This is a genomic window from Microbacterium sp. AC132 (assembly GCF_979258525.1).
The window spans coordinates 1,557,853-1,572,669 of record NZ_OZ409862.1; the positions used below are offsets into that span (position 1 = coordinate 1,557,853).

Annotated in this window: 19 protein-coding genes and 1 tRNA gene; 11 read left to right on the forward strand and 9 right to left on the reverse strand. The window is 67.6% G+C overall.

The window, feature by feature from the left end; all coding sequences use genetic code 11:
• Positions 1-9 precede the first annotated feature (9 nt).
• The 5 genes from ACZZZQ_RS07285 (at position 10) to ACZZZQ_RS07305 (ending at position 5,112) form a co-directional block, all read left to right on the forward strand.
• Positions 10-1,401 (forward strand): MFS transporter, encoded by a 1,392-nt coding sequence (locus ACZZZQ_RS07285; RefSeq protein ID WP_053098285.1) that lies wholly within the window; start codon positions 10-12, stop codon positions 1,399-1,401.
• 84 nt (positions 1,402-1,485) lie between these two features.
• A complete protein-coding gene (manD, locus tag ACZZZQ_RS07290) occupies positions 1,486-2,712 on the forward strand; it encodes a D-mannonate dehydratase ManD (RefSeq protein ID WP_053098284.1) in 1,227 nt (408 codons plus the stop codon).
• Positions 2,702-3,247, forward strand: coding sequence for a bifunctional 4-hydroxy-2-oxoglutarate aldolase/2-dehydro-3-deoxy-phosphogluconate aldolase (locus tag ACZZZQ_RS07295; RefSeq protein WP_463507251.1), 546 nt, complete (start codon positions 2,702-2,704; stop codon positions 3,245-3,247). Before manD ends, ACZZZQ_RS07295 begins: the two co-directional genes overlap by 11 nt.
• A gap of 103 nt (positions 3,248-3,350) precedes the next feature.
• Complete coding sequence (locus ACZZZQ_RS07300) at positions 3,351-4,310, forward strand: sugar kinase (protein WP_463507252.1); 960 nt, start codon at positions 3,351-3,353, stop codon at positions 4,308-4,310.
• Positions 4,311-4,350: 40 nt separating this feature from the next.
• Positions 4,351-5,112 (forward strand): Pr6Pr family membrane protein, encoded by a 762-nt coding sequence (locus ACZZZQ_RS07305; RefSeq protein WP_463507253.1) that lies wholly within the window; start codon positions 4,351-4,353, stop codon positions 5,110-5,112.
• A gap of 18 nt (positions 5,113-5,130) precedes the next feature.
• Here ACZZZQ_RS07305 and arr read toward each other — a convergent pair whose 3' ends face one another.
• The 3 genes from arr to ACZZZQ_RS07320 all read right to left on the reverse strand — a co-directional run bounded on the left by arr (position 5,131) and on the right by ACZZZQ_RS07320 (position 6,157).
• Entirely contained in the window at positions 5,131-5,541 is a 411-nt protein-coding gene (gene arr, locus ACZZZQ_RS07310) for an NAD(+)--rifampin ADP-ribosyltransferase (RefSeq protein ID WP_463507254.1), read from the reverse strand.
• Between the two features lie 128 nt (positions 5,542-5,669).
• Positions 5,670-5,924 carry a hypothetical protein gene (locus tag ACZZZQ_RS07315; RefSeq protein ID WP_053098281.1) on the reverse strand — a complete coding sequence of 85 codons (255 nt, stop codon included), beginning with the start codon at positions 5,922-5,924 and terminating at the stop codon, positions 5,670-5,672.
• Positions 5,921-6,157 (reverse strand): hypothetical protein, encoded by a 237-nt coding sequence (locus ACZZZQ_RS07320; protein WP_053098280.1) that lies wholly within the window; start codon positions 6,155-6,157, stop codon positions 5,921-5,923. The genes ACZZZQ_RS07315 and ACZZZQ_RS07320 overlap by 4 nt, the downstream gene beginning before the upstream one ends.
• Before the next feature lie 188 nt (positions 6,158-6,345).
• On the opposite strand from ACZZZQ_RS07320, the gene ACZZZQ_RS07325 reads away from it, so the two are divergent.
• Both ACZZZQ_RS07325 and ACZZZQ_RS07330 read left to right on the forward strand, forming a co-directional pair.
• Positions 6,346-6,759: a hypothetical protein gene (locus ACZZZQ_RS07325; protein WP_463507255.1), complete on the forward strand. Its 414-nt coding sequence runs from the start codon at positions 6,346-6,348 to the stop codon at positions 6,757-6,759.
• 69 nt (positions 6,760-6,828) lie between these two features.
• Positions 6,829-7,818, forward strand: coding sequence for an aldo/keto reductase (locus tag ACZZZQ_RS07330; protein ID WP_463507256.1), 990 nt, complete (start codon positions 6,829-6,831; stop codon positions 7,816-7,818).
• Positions 7,819-7,832: 14 nt separating this feature from the next.
• Here ACZZZQ_RS07330 and ACZZZQ_RS07335 read toward each other — a convergent pair whose 3' ends face one another.
• The 4 genes from ACZZZQ_RS07335 to ACZZZQ_RS07350 all read right to left on the reverse strand — a co-directional run bounded on the left by ACZZZQ_RS07335 (position 7,833) and on the right by ACZZZQ_RS07350 (position 10,855).
• Positions 7,833-8,630, reverse strand: a complete 798-nt coding sequence (locus ACZZZQ_RS07335; RefSeq protein WP_463507257.1) for a siderophore-interacting protein — start codon at positions 8,628-8,630, stop codon at positions 7,833-7,835.
• A 127-nt stretch (positions 8,631-8,757) separates the two neighbouring features.
• On the reverse strand, positions 8,758-10,089 hold the full coding sequence (locus tag ACZZZQ_RS07340) for an LCP family protein (RefSeq protein WP_072590408.1): 1,332 nt from the start codon (positions 10,087-10,089) through the stop codon (positions 8,758-8,760).
• A gap of 174 nt (positions 10,090-10,263) precedes the next feature.
• Positions 10,264-10,587 (reverse strand): hypothetical protein, encoded by a 324-nt coding sequence (locus tag ACZZZQ_RS07345; RefSeq protein WP_320489366.1) that lies wholly within the window; start codon positions 10,585-10,587, stop codon positions 10,264-10,266.
• A gap of 19 nt (positions 10,588-10,606) precedes the next feature.
• Positions 10,607-10,855 (reverse strand): hypothetical protein, encoded by a 249-nt coding sequence (locus ACZZZQ_RS07350; RefSeq protein WP_320489364.1) that lies wholly within the window; start codon positions 10,853-10,855, stop codon positions 10,607-10,609.
• Positions 10,856-11,060: 205 nt separating this feature from the next.
• On the opposite strand from ACZZZQ_RS07350, the gene ACZZZQ_RS07355 reads away from it, so the two are divergent.
• Positions 11,061-11,474, forward strand: a complete 414-nt coding sequence (locus ACZZZQ_RS07355) for a hypothetical protein (RefSeq protein WP_072590406.1) — start codon at positions 11,061-11,063, stop codon at positions 11,472-11,474.
• A gap of 366 nt (positions 11,475-11,840) precedes the next feature.
• On the opposite strand, the gene ACZZZQ_RS07360 is transcribed toward ACZZZQ_RS07355, so the two are convergent.
• Positions 11,841-12,371, reverse strand: a complete 531-nt coding sequence (locus ACZZZQ_RS07360) for a hypothetical protein (protein ID WP_372984478.1) — start codon at positions 12,369-12,371, stop codon at positions 11,841-11,843.
• On the opposite strand from ACZZZQ_RS07360, the gene ACZZZQ_RS07365 reads away from it, so the two are divergent.
• The gene (locus ACZZZQ_RS07365; RefSeq protein ID WP_372984479.1) at positions 12,370-12,498 is read left to right on the forward strand and encodes a hypothetical protein; all 129 of its coding nucleotides are present in this window, start codon (positions 12,370-12,372) and stop codon (positions 12,496-12,498) included. The genes ACZZZQ_RS07360 and ACZZZQ_RS07365 overlap by 2 nt on opposite strands.
• 708 nt (positions 12,499-13,206) lie before the next feature.
• On the opposite strand, the gene ACZZZQ_RS07370 is transcribed toward ACZZZQ_RS07365, so the two are convergent.
• Positions 13,207-13,289: transfer RNA gene (locus ACZZZQ_RS07370), tRNA-Leu, on the reverse strand.
• A 271-nt stretch (positions 13,290-13,560) separates the two neighbouring features.
• Here ACZZZQ_RS07370 and ACZZZQ_RS07375 point away from each other — a divergent pair.
• Together ACZZZQ_RS07375 and ACZZZQ_RS07380 are read left to right on the forward strand one after the other, a co-directional pair.
• A complete protein-coding gene (locus tag ACZZZQ_RS07375; protein WP_053098273.1) occupies positions 13,561-14,289 on the forward strand; it encodes an FhaA domain-containing protein in 729 nt (242 codons plus the stop codon).
• Complete coding sequence (locus tag ACZZZQ_RS07380; protein WP_053098272.1) at positions 14,286-14,816, forward strand: FHA domain-containing protein FhaB/FipA; 531 nt, start codon at positions 14,286-14,288, stop codon at positions 14,814-14,816. The genes ACZZZQ_RS07375 and ACZZZQ_RS07380 overlap by 4 nt, the downstream gene beginning before the upstream one ends.
• Position 14,817: the final 1 nt, after the last annotated feature.

Genomic DNA, 14,817 nt, shown 5'->3' on the forward strand with positions numbered 1-14,817 from the left:
GTACCTCCCATGTCCGAACCGCAGACGACCGCCACGGTCGCCGATCCTGCCGCGAAGAGGTCGGTGCGCGACCTCGTGCGCGCCGCCATCTCCGGATGGCTCGGCACGGCCCTCGAGTTCATGGACTACCAGCTCTACTCGCTGGCAGCCGCCCTGGTCTTCGCCGATCTGTTCTTCTCGTCCGAGAACCCCGCCGTGGCCGTGGTCGCCGCGATGGCCACCTACGGCGTCGGCTACGTCGCCCGCCCGGTCGGCGCATTCTTCTTCGCCCGCCTCGGCGACAAGACGGGTCGCACGAAGGTCCTCTTCTACACGATCCTCCTGATGGGTCTCGCGACCACCCTCATCGGATTCCTTCCGACCTACTCGCAGGTGGGCGTCCTCGCCCCGATCCTCCTCGTGCTGCTCCGCATCGCGCAGGGCTTCGGAGCCGGAGCCGAGATCTCGGGTGCGGGCGTCATGCTCGCCGAGTACGCCCCCGCCAAGCGCCGAGGCATCATCGCCTCGCTCGTCGCACTGGGCACGAACTGCGGAACCCTGCTCGCCTCGGGCATCTGGGCGATCCTGCTCGTCGCGTACAGCGAAGACGAGGTCATCGCCTGGGCGTGGCGCATCCCGTTCATCGCCAGCGCCGTCATCATGCTCTTCGCGATCTGGGTGCGCTTCAACCTCAAGGAGACCCCGGTCTTCGAAGAGCGCGACGACGTCGTCGACGGCAAGGCGCTCTCGCGTGAAGAGGTCGTGAAGCTCGCCACCGAGACCAACGACATCCGCACGCTCGAGGCGATGAACCGCAAGCCCTGGAAGGCGTTCTCGATCGCGCTCCTGCTGCGCTTCGGCCAGGCCGGCAACTCGGGCATGATCCAGACCTACCTGATCAGCTACATCACCGTCGTGCTGCTGCTCGACCGCTCGATCGGCGTCAACGCCGTGATCGTCTCGTCGCTCGTCGCCTTCATCACGGTGCCCCTGTCGGGCTGGCTCGGCGATCGCTTCGGCCGCAAGCGCATGTACATGGTGTGGGCGATCATCGCGCTCATCATCATCGTCCCGACCATGCTCATGATCAGCAGCAAGGACACCGTGCAGGTCTTCGTCGGCTACGTGGTGCTGCACAACCTCGCGGTGATGAGTTTCGCGTCGCTCGAGAACCTCACGCTCCCCGAGCTCTTCGGATCCCGCAACCGCTACACGTTCACGGCCATGGCACGCGAGATCGCCGCCATCGTCGCGACCGGTGCGGGCCCCGTCATCGCCGCCGCGTGGGTGTCGGCCGTCACCGGCTCGTTCATCCCGATCATCATCATGCTGTTCATCTTCACGCTGTGCGCGCTCATCGCCTCGATCTGGATGCCGGAGGTCGCCGGTCGCGACCTCACCGATCCGCGCGACGCGATCTGATCGGACCGCTCTTCACGACCAGGGGTGCGGGCGCCCGAACGCCCGCACCCCACACCTCATTCCGCACCTCCAGGAGAGAACGACATGACCATCGAGATCGTCGACGTCAACATCACCAGCCCCGGACGCAACTTCGTCACGCTCAAGATCACGACCTCCGACGGCATCGTCGGCCTGGGCGACGCCACTCTGAACGGCCGCGAGCTCGCCGTCGCCTCGTACCTGTCCGACCACGTCGCCTCGATGCTGATCGGTCGCGATGAGGACAGGATCGAAGACACCTGGCAGTACCTCTACCGCGGCCCTTACTGGCGTCGCGGACCCGTCACCATGGCGGCCATCGCCGCGGTCGACATGGCACTGTGGGACATCAAGGCGAAGAAGGCCGGGATGCCGTTGTACCAGCTTCTCGGCGGCGCCAGCCGCGAGGGCGTCCGCGTCTACGCGCACGCCTCGGGCACCGACTACGCCGCCCTGAAGAACGCGATCACCGGATACGAGGAGCTCGGCTTCACCGCCGTCCGCGTGCAGACCGGTGTTCCCGGCCTCGGGCAGATCTACGGCGTCTCTGCCGCAGGCCCCGGCGTGCGCTACGACTACGAGCCCGCCAAGCGCTCGGGCGATCGCCCCAGCGAAGAGACCTGGGACACCCGCAACTACCTCAACCACATGCCGGGGATCTTCTCGCAGATCCGGGAGGACTTCGGCACCGACCTCCGCATCCTGCACGACGGACACCACCGCATGTCGCCGATCGAGGCCGCGCGCTTCGCGAAGGACATCGAGCCCTACGACCTGTTCTGGCTCGAGGACTGCACCCCCGGCGAAGATCAGACCGCCCTGCGGCTCGTGCGTCAGCACTCGACCACGCCGCTCGCGATCGGCGAGGTCTTCAACTCGGTCTTCGACTATCAGACCCTCATCACCGAGCGCCTGATCGACTACGTGCGCTCGGCGGTGACCCACACCGGTGGCATCACGGCCATGAAGAAGCTGCTCGACTTCGCCGCGATCTACGGCATCAAGTCCGGCATCCACGGGCCGACCGACATCTCGCCGGTCGGCATGGCCGCGGCACTGCATCTCGACCTGGCGATCCACAACTTCGGCATCCAGGAGTACATGCCGCACAACGAGCAGACGCTCGAGGTGTTCCAGACCTCGTTCACGTTCGACAAGGGCTTCCTGCACCCCGGCGACCAGCCCGGTCTCGGTGTGGACCTCGACGAGGATGCCGCGGCGGGCCACGAGTACACCAAGGCGTACCTGCCGGTGAACCGTCTGCTCGACGGGACCGTCCATGACTGGTGAGGTGCGACGGGTCGCCCTCCCCCCGCGCACGGTCGACTCGCGCCTGATCGTCGTCGCCCGCGCGAAGCGGGCGGAGGACTACGACGCCGTGCTCGACGTGCTCGTCGATGCCGGCATCCGCAGCGTCGAGCTGACGCTGACCACACCGGGCACGTTCGAGCACTTCCCGCACCTGCTCGCGCGGTTCGGCGACGCGATCGACCTCGGCATCGGCACCGTCACGAACGCCGTGGACCTGGCACGGGCGATCGAGGTGGGGGCGGCCTACATCGTGACCCCGATCACCTCGCGCGACTTCGTCACACAGGCGACGGATGCCGGTGTGCCGATCGTCCCGGGCGGACTCACGCCGACCGAGCTGTTCGCCTCGTGGTCTGCCGGAGCATCCGCGGTGAAGGTGTTCCCCGCGGGGCAGGTCGGACCCGCGTACCTGAAGGATCTGCGCGGCCCCTTCCCCGACCTCGTCGCCGTGCCCTCGGGGGAGTCGATCTCGCCGGGGCCGAGGCGTGGCTGCGTGCCGGTGCGGTGGCGGTGAGCGTCGGCGGGCCGCTGCTCGGCGACGCGTTCGCCGGCGGTGACCTGCATGCACTGCGGGAGCGCGCCGCGTCATTCGTCGACGTCTGCGCGCGGAGCGCCGAGTGACCACCTCGTCGCCGTCCGTCGTCACGCTCGGAGAGACGATGGCGCTCGTGCGCACGACCGAGATCGGCTCGCTGCGTCACGCGAACTCGCTGGCGTTCGGCATCGGCGGTGCTGAGAGCAACGTCGCGATCGGACTCGCGCGACTCGGAGTCGCGACCTCGTGGCTGGGCCGCGTCGGCGACGACTCCCTCGGCGAGCGCATCGTCCGAGAGATCCGCGGTGATGGCGTCGACGTGCGCGCGATCGTCGACCCGGATGCCGCGACCGGCCTCATGGTGAAGGAGCGCCCGTCTGCGGCATCCACCGCGGTGCACTACTACCGTGCGGCGTCAGCCGGATCGCGGCTGCGACCGGAGGACCTGCCCGACGGGTGGGTCGAGGACGCGTCGCTGCTCCACATCACCGGGATCACTCCGCTGCTGTCCGAGACGGCCCGGGCGGCCGTCCACTCAGCCATCGATCGTGCTCGGGCAGCCGAAACGATCGTGAGCTTCGACATCAATTACCGGTCGGCGCTGGCGTCGCCCGATGTCGCCGGGTCCGTGCTGCGCGAACTCGCGGAACGTGCCGACATCGTCTTCGGCGGCCACGAGGAGTTCGCCATCCTGTATCCCGGCACCTCGGCAGCGGATGCCGCGGAACGCCTGCGGGAGGCCGGATGCGCGACGACCGTGCTCAAGCAGGGACCTGACGGCGCCTCGGTCCTCACCGCCGGATCGGTGGTCGACTCGCCCGGGTTCACGATCGAGCCGGTCGACACGGTCGGTGCGGGCGATGCGTTCGTGGCCGGGTATCTGAGCGCCCTGCTCGACGGCCAGGCGGTCGATGCGGTCCTGCTCCGGGCGAATGCCTGCGGCGCCATGGCCTGCCTCGTTCCCGGCGACTGGGAGGCCGCACCGACTCTGCGCGACCTCGAGCGCTTCCTCGACGCCGGCTCCGACCCGGTGCGCCGCTGAATCGGCGTTGACGCCGCCTCAAGACGCGTAGCCTCGAAGGATGTCCAAAGCCGTCGCCTCCCTGTCCACGGCTTCCGCCCTCCCGGAGTCCGTGCCCCGTCGCACGCCGTTGTTCTCCCGCGCCGCGGTGAACTTCCGACCGGCCGCACTCGTCTACCGGGTCGTGGCGCTCGCCATCATCCTCACCGGTGTCATCCGGCACTCGGACATCCTGACCGGTCAGCCGGCGTGGACGACCCTGCTGTTCTACACGATGGTCAGCAACCTCCTGTGTCTCGCGTGGGTGGTGCTCCTCCTCGTCCGCACGGTCGGCGATCTGCGTCAGCGCGAACGGTTCGGCACATCGACGCCCAGCGCACGCGGCAGTGGAGCGGTGATGTTCGCGATCACCGTGACCATGCTGATCTACCTGATCGTGCTCGTTCCCTCGAGGTTCGCTGACGGCGACGCCGAGATCTTCTCACTCACCGACAACCTGATCCACATCATCACGCCCGTGCTGGTGATCGTCGACTGGCTGGTCTTCGTGCCGAAGGGATCGTTCCGGTGGATCGATCCTCTGCTGTGGACACTGCTCCCCTACGTGTATCTGACCTGGGCTTTCGTCTACGGTGCGCTCGGCGGCGAGTTCACACCAGGACAGGCGTATCCCTACCCGTTCATGGATGTCGACGTGCTCGGGGTCGCGGGCGTCGCTCAGTGGATCATCGCCCTCACGGTCGCTCTCGTCGCGGTCGGCTTCGTCTACGTCATCATCGACCGCGTCCTCGGATCGCTCGCCCGGCGGTTGGTCCGACACTGAGACGCCCCGCGCCGGCGCTCAGTTGATGATCTCCGCGCGGTCGTCGGCGTGCAGCGCCGCGAGCCGTTCGCGCCATGCGGCGAGCGACTCGGCCGAGAGGCGGGTCCAGTCGAGCACCTCGCGGACGACCCTCAGCGGCTCCGCGCTGCGATAGGAACGTGTCGGATTGCCGGGGAACTTCTTGTCGGTCACATTCGGGTCGTTCTCGAAGTCCCCGGTCGGCTCGACCTCGTAGACCCGCGGCTCGCGATCACCCGGCGCGAGCTCGGCGGCGAGTCCCGCACCGTCGGCCACGGCGGTGAAGTAGATGTGGTTCATCACGATCTCGGGCCGGTAGTTCGATGGATATCCGGCGGTCAGCAGGTCGCCCGGTCGCAGGTCTGCCTTGGTGCCGTGGAAGAAGGGGCCGTCATCCAGTGGGTCGCTCACCCGCAGCATCCTATGACTGCGCGCACACGCAGGGAAGGAGATCTCGCAGTACGAAGGACGGATGCCGACGGCTCACCCTTCGTCGAGAGAGATCTCCTTCACTGCGGTCGTCGCACAGATGGCGACGGTCAGTCGCCCGAGCGTCGCGTTCCGATACCCGGTTCGTCGTTGTGGATGGACTCGTCCTGCACGGATGACTCCGACGACGGGTCGACGCGCACCGCACCGGAACCGCCCGAGTCGGCGCCAGCGTTTCCGGCGGGAGTCTCTCCGACCTGGTCGGGGTCGTCCGCGTTGCGATCTTCGATCAGCGCGGCGATCCCTTCCTCGGAGGGTTCCGCACCGCCGAGATCCTGACCGGACTCCTCGCCGCGGCCGCTCACTCGGTGCCGTCCCGCAGGTCGGTCGGCGCGTCGCCGCTGTGCTGCAGACCCTCGTCCTCCGGAGCCAGGTCACCCTGTCCGTCGTCGCCCAGCTCGGCGTCGACCGGGTCGTCGCCCTGGGTCTCGGGCTGGTCGGTATCGGTGGGGAAGGTGCCGTCCGAGAAGTCGTCGACTCGGGGGATGCCGGGCATGTCCGGCGGGAAGCTGTTCGCGAAAGCGTCGATGTTCGACATGATGCCCTCCAGGGTTGGTGTCCGAGCTCTCATGATGCGTCCGATCCGCGGCGAGCGCAGGGCGGTTGACAGCCCGGCGGAGGGCGAGGATTATTCCCGCCCCGATCCCGACGGGTGACGTCACAGGCCGAGCCGATTCGGCGGGCTGCTCGATTGTGTCGACACCCGGTCGCCCCTATGGTGTGGTCATGAACCGCTCGCGCCTCCGTCCACTGGTGAGCGCGGCTCTCGCGCTCGGGGCGGTCGCGCTTCTGGCCGGCTGCGTCAACGCTCCGACGGTCGACCTTCTCGCCAGCGGCGAATCCGCCCGCCTGCCTGAGTCGGTCACGTCCGACCAGCTCGCGACGGTGGTCCCCGACACGGCGCGCCTGCTCGGCGAGGACTCCGAAGGGCACACTTTCTACGCCGTCGAGGCGAGTGACGAGAGCGGGCTCGGAAGGGTCTGCCTGGTGATCGACGGCGTCGAGAACGGGCCGGTCATGGGATGCGGGGCGATGCCGATCGAGGTCGAGACCGCCGGCGTGCGCGCCCGACTCAGCGTCGAGGTCGTCCCCGAAGACAGCGGCGAGAAGATCGGCGACTACCTCCGCGTCTTCCTGTGAGCGACGACCCCGCACCGCGCGTGACCGTGAGAGCATCGATCGCAGACCACGACTCGAGGGAGATCTCGGATGCTCGACACAGCAGACAGCGTCAGGCTCGGCCGTTCCGGAGTGAAGATCTCGAAGGTGGTGCTCGGATGCATGAGCTTCGGCGCACCGGACCGCGGCGCACACGGATGGTCGCTCGATGAGGAAGCGAGCCGCCCGCTGATCGCGCAGGCTCTCGAGGCAGGAATCACGACGTTCGACACCGCCGACGTGTACTCCGACGGCACGAGCGAGGAATTCGTCGGCCGTGCACTCAAGGACTTCGCGCGCCGCGACGAGATCGTGCTCGCGACGAAGGTGCACGGGCGCATGGGCCCGGGCGCGAATCAGGCCGGACTCAGCCGCGGGCACATCCTGTCGGGCATCGACGCGAGCTTGACGCGCCTCGGCACCGAGTATGTCGATCTCTACCAGATCCACCGGTGGGACCCCGAGACGCCGATCGAAGAGACCATGGAGGCGCTGCACGACGTCGTCCGCTCGGGCAAGGCTCGCTACATCGGCGCATCATCGATGTGGGCGTGGCAGTTCGCCAAGGCCCAGGGTGTCGCTGCGCAGAACGGCTGGACGCGCTTCGTCTCGATGCAGGATCAGTACAACCTGCTGCAGCGCGAGGAGGAGCGGGAGATGCATCCGTTCTGCCTCGACTCGGGCGTCGGCGTGCTGCCCTGGTCGCCGCTGGCGCGTGGCAGGCTGACGCGGGAGTGGGATGAGACGACCACGCGCACGGCGACCGATGCCTTCGGCGCGACGCTCTACCACCGCGAAGAGGAGTCGAATCGGGCGATCGTGGATGCGGTGGCTCGCGTCGCCGAGGGACGCGGCGTCTCCCGGGCGCAGATCGCACTCGCGTGGGTCGCGCAGCAGTCGGCGGTGACCGCCCCGATCGTCGGCGCGACTAAGGCCGTTCACATCGACGATGCGGTCGCAGCCGTCAGCATCCGACTCGAGGCCGCCGAGCTCGCCGAGCTGGAGGGTGCCTACACGCCGCGGGATCCCGAGGGCTTCTGACCGCGCTTCGGCGCCTACTCGATCTGACCGATGGGCTCCCGCTTCTCGGCCTGGAACTGGTCTTCCGCGCGGCCTCTCGCCCAGTAGGCGGAGATCGACAACGACTCTCTCGGCACCTCGCGCTGCTTCAGCAGGGCCCGAACGGCCTTGATGGTTCCGCGCTCCCCGTGCGCGAACACACCGGGGTGCCCGTCCGACCAGGCCAGCTCCGCGAGGACGGCCAGCAGCTCGTCATCGGACTCGGTCCATCGCACCGCCACTCCGGATGGAGCATCGGGAAGGATGCGGTCGCCGGGGTCGGCGACGGTGAGGATGACGTGCCCGACGGCATCCGAGTCCATCGCCTCGAGGGCCGACGAGATCGCCGGGAGCGCGGTGTGGTCGCCGATGAGCAGATGCCACGGCGCTCCGGGCTCGGGCAGGTAGCCGCCGCCCGCGCCGCTGACGACCAGCGTGTCCCCGACCTGTGCACGTCGAGCCCACGGCCCGGCGACACCCTCATCGCCATGCACGACGAAGTCGATGACGAGACGCTGGCGCTCGGCATCCGCTGCTCGCACCGTGTATGTGCGCGGAGTGGGCAGCTTCTCGGGGCTGTGCTCCCGCAGCTGAGCGAGATCGTAGGGAGGGGTGAGCCCGTGGCGAGGATCGGCGAACAGGATCTTGACGTACTTGTCGGTGTAGACGTTGTCGGTGAAGGCCTCGTACCCGTCGCCTCCGGCCGTGATGCGCACGAGGTCGGGGCTGACCTGCTCGACCTGGTGCACGCTGAGCACGGCTTGGCTGGGGGCTCGGCGAGGCTGTTCCGGCATTGCGTCTCCTGACGAAGAGGAAGGGAGTCCTCTCCAGTCTGCCGGTCCTGTTCGGTGACCCGGGCCACTTTCCAATTTGGAAAGTCGTCGTACACCGCGCACGCCACGGAGGCGTGATCGGTGCGCCTCAGGCCGCGCAGAGGTCGGTGTCGGCGCTGCGGTTCACCGCATCCACCGGCCGCGGTGGCACCGGGGTGGCGCGGGGCTGCGAGGTGAGCGCTTCGTAGTCGGCGCCGAGCAGCAGCTGCACGCCGTCGACGTCTCCGACCTGGACGACGACCTGGATGCCGAGCTCTGCGGCGAGCGCCTGCGCCGTCTGCTGGGCGTCAGGGGTGTCTGCGGCCGTGATGGTCGTGAGGTCGACCGGGTCGGCATTGGCGATGCCGGCGACGGTGTATCCGTAGCCCGTCGCGTCATCGGAGACGCGGGACGCCAGACCGCTGACACCGGCACCGTTGAGGATCTGCACGGGCGCGGTGCGCACCGGCGCCTCGGGCTGCACCTCGTCGGTGGTGAGCACGATCGGCACGTCGTCGATCAGCGCCCGGAAGATGACGTCGGCGTCCGCGGTCGGCACGACGCGATTGGGGTCCTCCGGGGCCTCGGTCGTCGGCATGGTGAGGAATGTGACGCTGCTGAGCGGAACATTCGCGACCCGCGCGGCGAGGCCGGCGAGATCGGTCAGGGCTCCTAGACCGGGGTCGACGGTCATCGACGACGTCACGGCATCGAGGAACGCGTAGAGCCGGTCGGGGCGCACGAGCACGGCGGACTTGGTGGCCTTCTGCACGATCGCCGAGAGCACCATCTGCTGGTGCCCGAGGCGGGCGATGTCGCTCTCCTGAGCGAGCGCATGGCGCGTGCGAGCGAGCGCGAGTGCCTGGTCGCCGTTGATCGACTGGGGGCCGGCGGGCAGGTCGAGGCGTGCGTGCCCGTCCTGCAGCGGCTCCGGCAGGCACACGTCGATGCCGCCCATCGCGTCGACCATGCCGATGAACCCCTCGAAGTCCATCTGCACGAAGTGGTCTATCGCGAGACCGGTCAGCTGCTCGACCGCCGCGACGGAGCAGGCCGGGCCATACTGCAGTGCCGAGTTCAGCATCCCCCAGCCGCCGCCGTACGACCCGCGCCCGTTGTCGTCGCACGCCGGCAGGTCGCCGACGGTGTCGCGCGGAAGCTGCACGGCGTCGATGCGGGTGTTGTCACTCGAGATGTGAGCGATCACCATCGCGTCGCTGCGCTCGGTGCCGTCGTCTTCGCCGAAGCCCTCGGACTCGAGCGCCCGGGAATCGGACCCGAGCAGCAGGATGTTCAGATCGCCCGTCGCGAGCTCGGGCTCGCTCTCACCGTCGTCCGAGCGGATGGGCGCCGTGGTGACGTTGCCCTGCAGCTGCCCGTAGGCGATGGCGCCCACGGCGACCAGGGCGGCCACGACGGCGACGCTGATCCAGCCGATCACTCGACCGCGCCGACGACGTGGTCGAGACGCGGGTTCGGAGCCTGACGTGACGTCGTTCTGGTCGTCGCTGTGGGGGAAGCTGGCGATCTCACCTGCTCACACCATCACGAGTGGGGCCAGAGAGCCAACACGTGGAGGCGGCGAGTCCTGCGAGGGTGCTGTGAGCCCGGTCGCTCACACCGTGACATACCCCCGGGAGGAGTCGTCGTGGATGAGGCGGTAGTCGGGCGTGGTGCCCCGCCGATCGGCCAGGCTCCACACCCGGGTCGCTCGCCCGTCGCCGGCGGACGCGGCGCCGTACTCGAGGACGAGCGCGCTCGGCATCGCCCCGTCGCGGTACTCCCCGACGAAGTAGCGCGGGCTGCCGAGACCACCCGAGTCCACCCGCCCGACGAAACGACCCGAGTCGGTCAGTCGAGGAGGAGTGGCGAGCAGGTCGGCGGGTGTGATGCGCTGGACGGCCTCGTGCTGTGCGAAAGCAGACAGGGAGAGAGGCATGATCGAGTCGATTCGCATCTCAGACCGCCTCCGCCTTCTGATCGCTGCGCGACGATCGTTCGCGAAGGCTCTGAGCCCAGTCCTTCGTGTCGGTGAACCGGTGCTCGTCGAGGTAGGCGCGGATGACGTCGTGCACGAGGCGGATCTGTGACTCCGTCCCCATCGCCGCCTGCATCATGTCGACCGTCGGCGCGGGCGCCCCGTCGATGCGCTCGAGCGCCTGGCGGATGATGCGCTCGCGCCCCTCCCGTCCGAGGGACTTCTCCATGGAGGGCGTCTGGCGTGGGTACTCTGGGGCGTGTTCGTGACTCATGCGAGCCTCCTCAGTCAGGGATGGTGGTGTCTCACGGACAGTGGTGCCGGGGCTGCAACCCCGGCACCACGTCGTCTCCCCACCGTATCTTATTTTTAGTCATTCAAAATAAGCGAGGAGTTTCGGCGCGTCGGCCGCACACCGTGAGTAGCCTTCATCCATGAGCTTCCACATCGAGCACACCCTCGACGGCCGGCGTGCGAGCACCGGCGCCTACGACTCCCTCGGCGAGGCGGTGATGGCGGCGTTGGGCGTGAAGCGCCCGCCCGTTCTCGTCGTCGACGACTCCGCCGACAGTGGCGCCGACGCCGTCGCCGCCGTCCTGAAGAAGGGCGAGGTGCTCACCGCGACACCTGAGCCTGAATGGTGGGGTCGGGTGAAGAAGGCGTCGCAGGACAAGCTGCTCGCCGGAGGCCGGCTCGATGCCGCCGTGGTGACGGATCTCACCGATGCCGGTGGTGCAGTGGCAGCGACGGCATGGGAGAGCGGCCCCGTCGAGGAGTGGGAGCTGACGCCGGCATCCGACCACGACTGGGTGCGCTTCGAAGCCGCTCGGCGGTCGATCCGAGGCTGATGCCCCGCCGACACCTCTGCCGATGCATGAGAAAGGCCCGGCTTCCTCGAAGGAACCGGGCCTGTCTCTCATTCACTGCTCGCTGCGGCCGTGTTCGTTTATTCACCGATCCCTTGAGGCTCAAGGGATCGGAGAGGGGATCTTCGACGCAATTCCACGCTAAGCCTCAGAAAGTTCCGCGGCCGTCGCGTTTCTCCAGATCAGAGCTGATTTCATCGTGCGACGAAACGGAGCTTCAGCAACCTACTTCGATGCTGCCTCGTGGCGCCTGGCAGAGCCAGTCGGTGCGACGTACTAGCCCCCGGGTCGCACATCGGTCCCGATCCCGAGCGTGGCCATCCGAGCGGCGTCTGCGGTGCGTCGAGCTCACTGCTCGCATCCGCTAACGAATTCTAAGAGGAAGGTGTCCTCGCCTGTCCGCGCCGGGGCGATCACCTGTTCAACCCAAATCTGCTTCGACGCGTCATCCGTGTGCGGCGCCACCTCAGGCAGCTTCGTCCACTCTTCAAGCTTGTCCAACGCTTCCGACGCCGCCGTCACATCGCCGTCGGCGGTGGCTGCAACGTACGCTCCGAGCCATGCACACTGCCACTCGAACGCCGCCTGCATCTCACCGGCCCCCGGTTCGAACTGTCCGTTCTCGTCCCAGTCTCCTGAAGGCGTGTCCCGTACCGAGTGACCTTCGGGAAGGCTACTCGCGAGTTCCTCGGTGGCAGTCCGGTACTCGTCGATAAAGCTGGTGAGATCCCCGAAGGAGTCCAGGGGTGCGCTTTCTTGCTCATCTGCAGCGTGCGGAGTCCCGGACGGACTGGGCACGCTATTGCCCAACTCCACGGCGCGGCGATGGCGATGTGACCAACAACTGTTCTCTCTGGTTCGAGGATAGATTTCTCCCATGACTCCGAACCCGCTGTTGCCGGCTATTCCCGACCTGTTTCTCATTCTCGCGGTGGTTCTGGTTGTCCTGCTCGCCGTGGGTATCGGCGTGACGGTCTGGCTCCGTAAGAGGAAAGACCCCCGCTAAAACCGACGTGTACTACGGGAGTACAGAGGCTGCACAGACGGTTCAAAGTCGAACCCGAGCTACGCGCTAACGTCCATCGCTCCTGACGCGAGCCTCGTGTGGGACAACTCTTACGGGGAGCTAGTTCAGATAGAACCTGCTCCAGCCGTTGTCTGTCTCCCCTTCCGCGCGGGTTTCGGGAGCATCCTCTGGAGATTCTCTTCGCTCAGCTCGCGGTTCACATACGGCGAACCGTTGACGAAGTCTGCCAGCTAGGCCGCAGATACGGCAGAGCCAACCGAAGTCTCACGGCGATGCTCATAGGCGCCGTGGACAATGACCTCCGTAAGCGTTCCGGGGCTCAGTTGCTGGGCATCGCGAAAAGCGCGCGCCTCCGCGAGATCGGAGGTATGGAGTTCCGCCAGGGTGGCGTCTAGTTCGGGAGTGCTCATCAGTACGAGGCCTCTTCTCCCAGAGATTGGACGTGACCTCTCCTCCATGCGCGGCGCAGGCCAACGGGTAGGACCACTTCGCGTATTCCTCCGAGGACGCGAGGCGACGCGCGGGCGGACCGGCCGCATGGGATGCCAGTCCGGACGGCGACCTGAGGAGAATCGGCGCTATGCTCTTCGCCTGCCGAGAATGAAAAGCGCCGGTCAGAAACATGCTCTGACCGGCGCTTTCAATTTACGAACAGATGGCCCTGAATAAATGAACAGGGCCTCGCTGTGCGCGAGGGGGGACTTGAACCCCCACGTCCATAAGGACACTGGCACCTGAAGCCAGCGCGTCTACCATTCCGCCACTCGCGCGAGTATGTCGGGCTCCGAAGAACTCAACTTCCCAAAGATATCACGCGTTTCGCCCATCGATGAAACCGGCGTCGCCGCGGTCTGCAGGAGTCGGGCACGGATGCCGGACGAGAGGATGTTCTTCGGTCCTGCAGACGTGCCGAGCTCCTGCATCCGGCGCATCCCACTCCCCCACTCCCCCGGAATCTCGGCGTTTTCCCGCCTCGCGAGGGCGTTCACCCAGCACACCTCGCTACGATGTGCCTACCGGTCGGCATGCCAGAGGAGCCCAGTGGGACTACTTGACAGCTTTGAGAAGGGTCTCGAGCGCGCTGTGAACAGCGCCTTCGCGAAGACCTTCCGCAGCGGCATCCAGCCCGTGGAGATCGCTTCCGCCCTTCGGCGCGAAGCGGACACCAAAGCGGCTGTGGTGAGCAGGGACCGCATCATCGCGCCCAATAACTTCGTCGTGCGCCTCAGCACCGACGACGCCGAGCGCATGCAGGGGCTCGGTGGAGCCCTCACCGACGAACTGCACGCGCTTCTCACCAAGCACGCGAAGTCGCAGGGTTACAGCTTCTCCGGCCCGCTCTCGATCTCGCTCGAGGGTGACGACAAGATCGCGACCGGCACGGTCAACGTCAGCTCAGGAACCGTCGAGGGGCGCGTCGAGTGGCAGGCCGTGATCGACGTCGACGGCCGTCGCCACTCGCTCACCCGCGCACGCACCGTCATCGGCCGCGGAACGGATGCCGACATCACGATCGCCGACGCCGGATCCAGCCGTAAGCACGTCGAGGTCCTCTGGGACGGAGAGCGCGCCATGATGCGCGATCTCGGCTCGACGAACGGCACCAAGGTCGACGGCCAGAAGGTGCGCGAAGCCGCCCTCCCCTCCGACACCACCCTGACCATCGGACGCACCGACCTGGTGTTCCGCATCGTTCCCGTCGCCACCCCGTCGCGCCCGCCCCGGCCGCGCGACGACGACGCGACCCGCGCGTTCGGGGCCATCTCGTGAGCACACCCAGTGAACTCGTCCTGCTGCTGCTGCGCGTGGGCTTCCTGCTGCTGCTGTGGTTCTTCGTGTTCGGCGTCGTCTACTCGCTGCGCGCCGATCTGTTCGGCATGAAGGTCCGCAAGCTCCCGGCCGAGGTCGCCGCGGCGACTCCCGCTCCGACGCAGTCGCCCGCATCCGCCCCGGCCTCGCGCCCCGCGTCGTCGAAGCCCAGCACCGGTCCCGCCACGGTCGCGACGGCCAAGCGGCTCGTCATCACCTCCGGTCCGAAGGCGGGGCTCGAGCTCCCCCTCGGCAACGAGACGTTGACGATCGGACGCTCCAGCGAATCCGCCCTCGTGATCCGCGACGACTACACGTCCAGTCACCACGCACGTCTGATGCTGCGCGGCGACAGCTGGGCCATCCAGGACCTCGACTCGACCAACGGCACCTTCGTCGCCGGCCAGCGCGTGACCGGCGGTCCCGTCGCCCTCGCCCTCGGCACCCCCATCAAGGTGGGCGCCACGACCTTCGAGCTGCGAGCCTGAC